The organism is Gordonia amarae NBRC 15530 (assembly GCF_000241345.1).
In the GTDB taxonomy this organism is placed as follows: Bacteria; Actinomycetota; Actinomycetes; order Mycobacteriales; family Mycobacteriaceae; genus Gordonia; species Gordonia amarae.
Window position 1 is genome coordinate 25,380 of record NZ_BAED01000060.1, and the last position, 8,373, is coordinate 33,752.

Below are 8,373 nucleotides of genomic sequence, written 5' to 3' on the forward strand. Positions count from 1 at the left end.
ACAGGCCCATGCCAACGACCTGTGTGGCGGCATAAGCACAACCCAATCACAACATGATGGTCGTGATCACCGCTGCCACGCAGCCGAGGAACACGACCGTCAGGATCACCGCGTCCAGGCGCCCCGGCCGCGACTCGTACGCGGTGAGCCGGCCGGTACCGCCGCGGGCGGTGATCGCCTCGGCCATCTCCGAGCTTCGCCGCAGCGCCGACGACATCGCGCTGACGATCATGTCGATGACGCCCATCTGCGCCGACGGATGATCGGCGTCCGGCGGCGCCTTCGGCCGCAGCCGGTGCACGGCGCGCAGGATCCGCATCTCCTCGATGAGCAGTGGCAGCCCACGCAGGCACAGCGCGATCGCGACGGCCCACTCGTCGACGGGCAGCCGCAGTTTGCGCAGCGGGCTCATCAGTTTCGCGAGGGCGGGCGCGATCTCGGCCATCGGCGTGGTCCAGATGACCAGCACCGAACTGGCGACGAGGATCAGGCCGAGGGCGGTCGCGCGCAGGAACACGATGAGGCCGGCCCATCCGGCGACCGTCGAGTTCATGGCCGCGCCGATCGCGATGAGCCCCCAGAACCACCACGGGGGCCGCGGGATCGCGCCCAGCGGGATGCCGGCGATCAGGGCGGTGATCACGACGATCGCCGCCACCAGCCCCAGCGCCGGCCAGCTCGGCAGCACCCAGGTGAGCACGCCGAGCGCCAGCACCACCACCAGCTTGGTGCCCGCCCACAGGCGGTGCACGATCGAGTCGCCGGGAACCCGGCGCAACGGCACTGTGCGCATGGTCATGATCGACGACCTCCGGTGTCGGGTCCGATGTGTTCGGGTTGCAGGGAACCGCCCGCGAGAACGACGCGGCGGTTGCAGACGCGCGCCAGGCCGTCGTAGTCGTGCGAGATGATCACGATCGTCTGCCCGCCCCGGCGCAGCCGCGCGAGCAGGGACACGATCTCCTCCCGCGCGTACGGGTCGAGACCGGCCAGCGGCTCGTCGAGGATCAGCACCTTGGGTTTACGGGCGATGAGCCCGGCCAGCACCACCCGGCGCATCTGCCCGCCGCTGAGCGAATCGGTGTGCCGGGCGGCGATCGACCGCGGCAGCCCGACGAGGTCGAGCACCCGCCCCACCTCCGTGGTGCCCACGTCGAGGCCGCCCGCGGCCATGATCTCGTCGCCGACATTGGCCCGCTGCAACTGCAGCCGCGCGTGCTGGAAACCCAGGCCGACGTCGCCGACATGCTTACCGATCGGTTCACCGTCGAGTGCGCAGGTACCCGATCCGGGTTCGAGCAGACCGGCCATCACCCAGGCGAGGGTCGTCTTGCCGGAGCCGTTGCCGCCGACGATCAGCAGCCCGTCACCCGCATTGACCTGCAACGATATGTCGTGCAGGGCATGCACCTGCCACGGTGATCCCGGCAGGTAGGTGTATCCGACGCGGTCGAGGGCCAGGATCGGGCGGGTCCACCCGTCGTACGGACCCGGGGCCGGGCGGTACTCCTCCAGCCGGTGTCCGGGGGCCGCAGCGTCCCGCGGTATCCACTCCGGCGGATGCGCGACGAGCCGGCCCTGATCGAGGTGGATCACCCGGTCGGCGGCGGCCGCCTCGACCCCGCGATGGGTGATGAGGACGACCGTCATGCCGTGCCGGGCGGGCAGCCCGGCGAGCAGTTCCAGGATGTCGTCGCGGCCGTCGGGGTCTACCATCGACGTCACCTCGTCGGCGATCAGCAGTTGCGGGCTGCGGGCCAGGGCCGCGGCCACCGCCAGCCGCTGCTGCTGCCCACCGGACAGATCCGACGTCTCGCGCTGACCGAAACCGGCCAGGCCCACCTCGGCGAGCAACGCCTCGACGTCGACGTCTGCGTCGTCGGGCAGGCCCCACACCAGGTCGTCGGCGACGCGGGAACCGAGCATCTGTGACTCGGGCCGCTGCAGCACCATAGCCGTCCCACCGTGCCTGCCCAGACCGGGCAGCCCCGGCCGCTCGACGGTGCCGCGGGTCGGCGGCCGGCCGGCGATGATCTTGACCAGGGTCGACTTCCCGGAACCGTTCGCGCCGACGATCGCGACGAACTCCCCCGGATCGATCCGCAGGTCGATCCCCGACAGCACGAGCGGACCGCCGTCGCGGTAGGCGAAGTCGACGCCCGAGGCCACCAGCGGCAGCGGCGCGATGTCGGTGGCCGCCCCGAGCGCCGCCCCCTGATCCAGGGTGTCCTCGGCGGGCACGTCCGCGAGCCGGTCGATGACAGCCCCCAGGATCCACCAGGCGACGACGATGGAGATCGCGGTGCCGATGGTCCCCGACACCCAGATCCATGCCCACCACCAGTCGACGGCGTTGCGGGTGAGTCCGTTGACGAAGTCCTCGGTGCCGTCGAGCCCCGGGATCCTGCCGATCCAGTTGCCGAGGCCGTTGAGGCTGTTCTTCATCGCCGTGAGCATCAGCTCGCGCAGCGGCTTCAGAATCCACAGCAGGACCACGGTCAGCCCGGCGATCACCGGCGCGGCGATCAGTGTGAGCAGCGCGATCGTCGGCAGCCCACGCCCACGACGTTTGGTGTCGCCGACGATGCCGCCGATGATCGCGGAGATGAACACCCCCGACGCCGCGCCCGTGCCGGCCATCGCGAAGGTGACACCGGTGGTGGCCACGGCGGCCGCGATCAGCGCCCGCGGGCGGGTACGGGCGGCGACCACCGCGAGCGGGACCGGGGCGAGCAGTCCGGCGGCCGTGGCCATCGGGATGACCGCCGCGATCACCACCGCGGCGACGGTGACGCCACCGAAGATCGCCACCGAGGCGAGCTCCATCGGACGGAGGGGCTGGCTGTTCTGCACCCGACCAGTGTGCCTGGACTGTCACAACAGAGCTGCTGGCAGGTCGGGCCCTATGCGTCGTCTTCCCTCGTCGCTCGGGGTCGCAGGCTCCCCGCTCGCTCCTCTGTCCAGACGACGCGGCCCGACCTGCCACCAGCTCTGTTGTGTTGGCGAGCGATCGTGACCCGACATCTTGATCCCTGAGGCCGATGCGAGGAACGAGCGAGGGTCTCGAAGGGTCCGGTGACAGTCGGCACCTGACGCCACCACCTCCCCACCGGACCGCTGTTGTGTAAACACTGCGTGTTCCTCTTGTCGGGGAGCCCGCGCAGGACGATTCTGTTCTCACGGTTCGTGCGGAAGGAGTTGTGCCATGTCTTCTATTCCCATTGGCCTCACGCCTTTTCATGAGGGTGGGCAGTTGAACGGAATCCTGATCTCGGGTCGCTGGCCCGCGTCGACGCTGGAGTGGACGCAGACGCTGGTGGCGTCGGTGCGCATCGCGTGCCGGCCGGGTTTTCTGAGCACGACCACAATCTTCGGCGTGGTCGAGGACCATCCCGCCGACGCCGAGCCGGACGCCGTCGGCATGATGCTGGCGGTCGGCAACGTCGTCGATGACACATTCCTGGAGGCGGGCCGCTTCCTGCACAATCCGCCGGCGCTGCTGATGCTGCATCCGCCGTCGCACACGCGCCCGTCGTTGCCGGAGTGTTCGGAGGTGGCCTCGGGCTGTGTGCTGCTGCCGGGTCTGCCCGAACTGGGGCTCGAGCATCGCGCCGGCTGGGCCGAGGCCGAGGCCGACGGCACGGTGGTGACGCTGCGCAACCAGGTGGGTATCGACCCGGGATCAGACCCGGACACCGCGGTGCTGGCGATGCTGCTGGCCGCCTGATCAGGCACAACGCGAGGTCATTACTGTAAGTACTACCGTAACTTGTGGGTCAGGGTACCCGAACTTCTGGTTTTGCACCTCCCACCTGCGGCGATTCGGCGATTCCAGCTGTTGCGGGGTCAAGTGAGGTCTGGCTAACCTGGATATCGTGATTTCTGCCTTGCTCCTGAGTTTCGGCGTGATCTTCGTTGCCGAGCTCGGTGACAAGTCGCAGCTGATGGCGATGACCTACGCCCTGCGGTACCGCTGGTGGGTGGTGGTGCTGGCCATCACGGTCGCCACCACCGCCGTCCACGCGGTATCGGTGTTCTTCGGACACTTCCTGGGCATGTCCATCCCCACCGACCTGCTGGCGATCCTCGCCGGCCTGGCGATGATCGTGTTCGGCCTCTGGACCATCCGCGGTGACAGCCTCGACGACGACGAGTCGCAGAAGGCCAACCGCGTGGGCGCCTCGGTGTTCCTGGCGGTGATGTCGTCGTTCTTCCTGGCCGAGCTGGGTGACAAGACGATGCTCGCGACCATCACCCTGGCCACCGACGACGACTGGCTGGGCGTCTGGATCGGTTCGACGCTGGGCATGGTGGCCGCCGACGTGCTCGCCATCGCGGTGGGCGTCCTGCTGGGCAAGCACCTGCCCGAGCGGATCATCTCGCTCGGCGCCGCGGCGCTGTTCTTCGCCTTCGGCGCGTGGCTGCTGGCCGACGGACTGGCCGGGTCCTCCACTGTGACGGTTGTCGCGACGGTGTCGGCGACGGTCGCGCTGGTGGGTATCGGCGCAGCCTTCATCTACCGGTCGCGGCGGCTGGACGTCGGCCGTGCCGAGGGCACCCACCCCGAGGCCGACCCCGCGGTGCCCACACCCGATCGGTCGTGAGCGCCGGTCGTCGGCCGGGTCAGCCCGCCGACTGCGCCATCGCCTGCTGATCGAGCGCGACGATCCGCGACATCCGCACCAGCGGCGCGGCGTCGGCGTCGATGCCCTCGCCCTCGGCGGGCAGCATGTCGCGCACATCGCCGGTGGTCTTGCCGTACGCGACGTAGGAGTCCACGGCGTCGTAGAGCATCGTGACGCGGGTGTCGTCGTCGGCGATCTCGAAGTCCTCCGACAGATACGGACTGAGCTGGGTGAGCGCGTCCCGGGTTTCGACGATGCGCCGGTGATAGCGCTCGGTGGCCGTCTGCTTACCGGCCCCCGGCAGCACCACCTCCGGCACCGCACCGGTCACCAGCTTCCACAGCGGGACCAGCTCGGCGTCGTCACGGGTGCGCCGGCGTTCGGACCGGAAGGCCTGCCACTTGCCGTACACCATCGGGTAGCAGATGCCCATCAGGAACAGCACCACGCCGACGACCGCCGCGACCTGGCTGAACCGCATCAGCCACGGCACCTGCGCCAGCGAGGTCATGCCGAACACGACGAACAGGATCTGGGTGATCGAGCTGATCGCCAGCAGCGCCAGACCGGCGGCCAGCAGGCTCAGCGACACCTTGAGGTAGCCGTCGGCGGTCCGCAGGAACTGCCGGATGCTGCGGATACACGAGATAAATCCGTACCCGAGATAAAAACTGGCGATGAGAAAGAAAAGCCCGAACGCAATATTCTGAGCGTTCCATTCGGTGAGGTCTTTGGTCCTCAGATTCAGCGGCGTGACGAGCGTGACGAGCATTGTCGCCTGCAGCCCGATCAGCGACACCACCAGCGGCACCGCCTCGAAACCGATCCGGCGTTTACGCGTGTCGCCCGGTGACGGGAAAAAGAACACCAGGATCAGGGCCGCGACACCCAGCGAGAGCATCGCGTAGAAGACGACGCGGGCGGCGCCGGTGAAGGTCAGCGTGTCGATCGCCTCGACGACGTCGCCGTTTGCCGAGACGAAGGCGATGACCAGGGCCGCGATCGACACGGTCAGGGCGATGGCCTGAAAACCACCGCCGTGCTTCCGGATCTGATCCAGCCGCCAACAGAACGCTACAGAGAACACCACCAGGGCGATGGTGTTGAAAATCCCGACAGAAACCACCGCACCAACCTACAGCCAGCCGCGGTGGCCGCCGAGAAGCCGCTGCATACCGCGCAGATCGTCATCGGATTCGGTGGCCCCGACGCGGTCACCCGCGTCCTCGGCCCAGGTCAGGATCATCGACGCGAGCATCTCGGCCTCCCATTCACGGTCGTCGGAATAGCACGTCCGCCGCAACGCCGAGTCGGTGTCGTCGGAATCGGGACCCGGGTCACCGCCCGCCAGCAAGGTGGCGGCCGACTGATCGCCGAGCATCTGATGCCCGGCGATCAGGTGACCGAACTCGTGGATGACGATCTGGTCCTGATGCATCTTCGACGTGTTCGCCTGGTAGAAGAAGTAGTCCGCGTCCTCCGCCGCCAGCCACACCCCGTTGGGCATGGCCGTGGGCAGCGGATACGCGATCAACTTGATATCGCGGCCTCTGCGCTTGCCGTAACGCTCGCACAGTTGCGCCGCGTCGAGGGGCAGGTCGAGATCCAGCCCCCGCAACGCCTGCCGGCACAGTGCGCGCAATGTACGCTCGCTACGCCGGCCCTCGCCCCGTGGTTCACGTCGAAAACGCATGACCTGAACCTACGACGCGGGCGAAATCGGCTGTGAAGCGATCGGATCGGTCCGGTGCGCGATCAGTCCTGGCCCTGCTGGCCACCGACGACGCGCAGGCGCTGCGCATCGGCGGACTGATCCTGGCTGCCGGCCGACATCAGGTCCGGCGGGTCCTTGGGCAGACCCTGCTGCTCGCGCAGCACCTTGATCAGTTCGTTGACCACAGTGACCGAGTCGCTGGACAGTCCGGCAAGCCGGAACGCGGCGAGCTGGACGTTGGTGTCGGCCTGCAGGCGCATGAGATCGATCTCGTCGCGGGTCCGCTGCGCGGCCCGGTCCTCGAGGAAGTAGTGCACGTCGACACCGAATGCCGCTGCGATACCCTCGACGGTCCGGAACGACGGCGACTTGGCCTTACCGGATCGAAGCTGACTCAGATATGACTCGCCCAGGCGGAACCCACGCTCGGTGGACCGTGCGGCGATGGCCTTGGCGCTGTAGGCCCGGCCGTTGGGACCGGGTACCGTGCGGAACAGCTCCTCGAGCCGTCGCGCGAACAATCCCGGATCTACTACCTCTTGGCGGGGCCGCGCCGGATCCGCGGAACCGTCATAGCGACGCGCGGCTGCACCCTGCGGCTTTTCCGTACCTTGTGAATTCATTCGTCTCCCCGGAAACAAAGCTTGCTGTCGTAAACATTAAAGCCCCCCACGCATCCCCGATGCAACGCTGCGTAACATTGGGTGACCCAAACAAGGTGTTTACACGAGTGTCCCCCAGTTGGATGACACAGTTCCCACAAAATGTGAGGCGTTTCACACTTGGGAATAGCCCATATACTTGGTGAACTCTTCACACATGTACTTGAGTGACCAAATGGTTTACTCGGCTAATCAGTCGATGCCCTGCCGACAGCATACCGACGGTCTGCGGGGTGCCACCGACCTGGCGGGGCCCGACCCGCCGCAACCTGGAGAAAGACCTTGACGCACCGCGTAAGTCAGCCGCCACGACCCCGCCGGCGGAGGATCGCAGCCGCTGTCCTCGGCGTCGCCTCCGTGCTCCTGCTTCTGCTCGGCGCGGGCCTGAGCCTCGCGGCCCCCGACGATCGCGGTGGCGACTCACCGAAATCCGGCAACGGACACAGCGGCGGCGGTGACCGGGGCGGCAACGGCCCCGCGGGCAGTGATGGCAATCACAGTGGTGGTACCGGTCACACCGGCGGCGACAACGGTCGTGGCAACGGCAACGGTGGCCCCGGCAACGGCGGCAACAGTGGCCCCGGCAACAACGGCAACGGGAACGGCAACAACGGCAACGGCAACGGTCCCGGCGGCAACAACGGCAACGGTCCCGGCGGCAACAACGGCAACGGCCCAGGCAACGGCGGCCCCGGTGGCAACAACGGACACGGCCCAGGCAACGGCGGCCCCGGTGGCAACAACGGACACGGCCCAGGGAACGGCGGCCCCGGTGGCAACAACGGACACGGCCCAGGGAACGGCGGCCCCGGCGGCAACAACGGACACGGCAACGGCGGACCGGGCAACGGCGGACCGGGCAACGGCCACGGTCACGACGATGACGACGACCACGGCTGGCCGGGTCACGGGGGTGGCCACTGCCACCAGCACAACCACTGCGGCGGCGGGGGCACCACGACTCCCCCGGTGACCACGACCCCCCCGACGACCACAACAGACCCGACGGAACCGTCCGAGACCACATCCGAGCCGACCACATCCGAGCCGACCACATCCGAGCCGACCTCGGAAACGTCCGAGACCACCTCGGAGACGACGGAGAGCACGACCTCGGAAACCACGGACAGGGCCGTCCCGCGCATGCCGGACATCGCCGTGGCCACGCCGCGTGAACAGATCCAGTCGCCGTCGAAGACACGCGTCAAGGACGGTCTCGACAACCCGTCCGAGTCCTCCGACGACCCCGACTCCCCGAGCAAACCGGAGAAGTCCGACGACAAGCCCGTGCCCTCGGCACCCCCGTCCCGCGACTCCGGCAATGACTCCACGCCCGGCGCGGGCGCCGGCGGTGGCGGTGGTTCCGGCGGCG

General features: G+C 68.2%; 7 protein-coding genes and 1 pseudogene. 3 read left to right on the forward strand and 5 right to left on the reverse strand.

Annotated features, from left to right (window positions below; all coding sequences use genetic code 11):
- Positions 1 to 46: 46 nt before the first annotated feature.
- A complete protein-coding gene (locus tag GOAMR_RS17225; protein WP_005190778.1) occupies positions 47 to 799 on the reverse strand; it encodes an energy-coupling factor transporter transmembrane component T family protein in 753 nt (250 codons plus the stop codon).
- A complete protein-coding gene (locus tag GOAMR_RS17230; RefSeq protein ID WP_040515682.1) occupies positions 796 to 2,826 on the reverse strand; it encodes an ABC transporter ATP-binding protein in 2,031 nt (676 codons plus the stop codon). Before GOAMR_RS17230 ends, GOAMR_RS17225 begins: the two co-directional genes overlap by 4 nt.
- A gap of 379 nt (positions 2,827 to 3,205) precedes the next feature.
- Between GOAMR_RS17230 and GOAMR_RS17235 the strand changes: the two genes are divergently transcribed.
- Together GOAMR_RS17235 and GOAMR_RS17240 are read left to right on the forward strand one after the other, a co-directional pair.
- Positions 3,206 to 3,727, forward strand: coding sequence for a hypothetical protein (locus GOAMR_RS17235; protein WP_005190782.1), 522 nt, complete (start codon positions 3,206 to 3,208; stop codon positions 3,725 to 3,727).
- Between the two features lie 148 nt (positions 3,728 to 3,875).
- Positions 3,876 to 4,604: a TMEM165/GDT1 family protein gene (locus tag GOAMR_RS17240; RefSeq protein ID WP_040515683.1), complete on the forward strand. Its 729-nt coding sequence runs from the start codon at positions 3,876 to 3,878 to the stop codon at positions 4,602 to 4,604.
- Between the two features lie 19 nt (positions 4,605 to 4,623).
- Here the strand turns inward: GOAMR_RS17240 and GOAMR_RS17245 are convergent, their stop codons facing one another.
- From GOAMR_RS17245 to GOAMR_RS17255, 3 genes are all read right to left on the reverse strand, one after another.
- Positions 4,624 to 5,715 (reverse strand): MAB_1171c family putative transporter, encoded by a 1,092-nt coding sequence (locus tag GOAMR_RS17245; protein WP_244427440.1) that lies wholly within the window; start codon positions 5,713 to 5,715, stop codon positions 4,624 to 4,626.
- A 45-nt stretch (positions 5,716 to 5,760) separates the two neighbouring features.
- Positions 5,761 to 6,318: a hypothetical protein gene (locus GOAMR_RS17250; protein ID WP_040515684.1), complete on the reverse strand. Its 558-nt coding sequence runs from the start codon at positions 6,316 to 6,318 to the stop codon at positions 5,761 to 5,763.
- A gap of 62 nt (positions 6,319 to 6,380) precedes the next feature.
- A complete protein-coding gene (locus GOAMR_RS17255; RefSeq protein ID WP_040515685.1) occupies positions 6,381 to 6,962 on the reverse strand; it encodes a helix-turn-helix transcriptional regulator in 582 nt (193 codons plus the stop codon).
- Positions 6,963 to 7,358: 396 nt separating this feature from the next.
- Between GOAMR_RS17255 and GOAMR_RS23760 the strand changes: the two are divergent.
- Positions 7,359 to 8,373: pseudogene (locus GOAMR_RS23760) on the forward strand (hypothetical protein); the annotation flags it as partial.